The sequence below is a fragment of the Streptococcus parasanguinis genome, from assembly GCF_001074805.1.
In the GTDB taxonomy this organism is placed as follows: Bacteria; Bacillota; Bacilli; order Lactobacillales; family Streptococcaceae; genus Streptococcus; species Streptococcus parasanguinis_A.
The window spans coordinates 1-1,858 of record NZ_JUPI01000001.1 but is presented as its reverse complement, the minus strand read 5'-3'; the positions used below and the strand labels follow the sequence as shown (position 1 = coordinate 1,858).

1 pseudogene is annotated in these 1,858 nt (G+C 43.9%); it reads left to right on the top strand.

The features are described 5' to 3' along the window. Nucleotides 1-1,858: pseudogene (locus ADI76_RS00005) on the top strand (CshA family fibrillar surface protein C); the annotation flags it as partial.

Here is a 1,858-nt window from a genome sequence, read left to right as displayed (position 1 = left end):
CACAGGTAAAGCACCAGCCGTAACGGTTGTTCGTGAAGATAAGAACGGAACCAAAGCTTCTGCAACATACACACCAACCGTAACTCCAGTAACTCCAACTGCAACACCAGCTGAATCTACTGGACCTCAAGGTTTGGTTCAAACTGGAACTGTAACCTTTACTGAAGGTGATGAAGTAGCGCCAATCGACAAGAATACCATTACTCTTCTTGATGAAAATGGTCAACCAGCAGCATCAGTAGAAGCGAAATCACCAGCAGGTGATGTGATCGGTACATACACAGTTGATAAAGACACAGGTGTAGTTACTTTCACACCAACAGATAAATCTTACTCAGGTGATGTAGTTCCAGTTAAGGTTAAAGCAGCTGATACTAATGGAACAACAGTAGAAACAACTTACACACCTAAGATTACTCCAGTTGTCCCAACTTCTGAAGATGCAACATCGACAGATATCCAAGGTCAAACACAATCTGGTAAACCAACCTTCACCGAAGGAAATCCAAATGTTCCAATCGATGAAGATACACCAGCGACCTTCGAAGATGGCTCAACTACGAAGACTGTCGATGGTGAAGGAACTTACACAGTTGCTCCAGATGGAACAGTAACCTTCGTTCCTGAAAAATCATTCACTGGAACTGCTACAGGCGTAACAGTGAAACGCGTGGATAAGAACGGTACTGAAATCACAGCGAAGTACACACCAACTGTGACACCAGTAACTCCAACTGCAACGCCAGTTGAAACGACAGATATCCAAGGTGCTACACAAACTGGTAAACCTGTATTTACTGAAGGTGATAGCCGTGTGCCAATGAACGATGATGTTCCAGCAACATTTGACGATGGCTCAACGACTAAGACTGTAGACGGTGTTGGTACTTACACAGTAGCAGCAGATGGAACAGTAACCTTCGTACCAGAAAAATCATTCACAGGAACTGCACCAGCTGTAACAGTGGTTCGTGAAGATAAGAACGGAACAAAAGCTTCTGCAACTTATACACCAACCGTAACACCAGTTACACCAACTGCAGAAGATACAACATCTACTGACAAACAAGGTCAAAAGCAAACAGGTACACCAACCTTCACACCAGGTAATCCAAATGTTCCAATGGATGATGATACACCTGCAACATTTGAAGATGGCTCAACTACGAAGACCGTTCCTGGTGAAGGAACTTACACAGTTGCTCCAGACGGAACCGTAACATTTGTTCCAGAAAAATCATTCACTGGAGAAGGTACAGGCGTAACGGTTAAACGTGTCGATAAGAACGGTACTCCAGTTACTGCTAAGTACACACCAACTGTGACTCCAGTAACCCCAACAGCAACTCCAGCTACATCAGAAGCACCTCAAGGTGTGGTTCAAACTGGAACTGTGACCTTCACCGAAGGTGACCCAGTTGCACCAATTGACAAAGATACCATTACTCTTCTTGATGAAAATGGTCAACCATCAGAATCTGTAGTTGCTAAATCACCAGAAGGTAAAGAAATTGGTACTTTCACAGTTGATAAAGAAACAGGCCTTGTAACCTTCACACCAACGGATAAATCTTACTCAGGTGATGTGGTTCCAGTTAAGGTTCAAGGTAAAGATACAAACGGAACAGTTGCTGAAACAACTTACACACCGAAGATCACTCCAGTTGTCCCAACTGCTGAACCTGCAACATCTACAGATATCCAAGGTAAAACACAAACAGGTACACCAAGCTTCACACCTGGTAACCCTGCAATCCCAATGGATGATGATGTGCCAGCAACCTTTGAAGATGGTTCAACTACGAAGACCATTCCAGGTGAAGGAACTTACACAGTTGCTCCAGACGGAACAGTAACC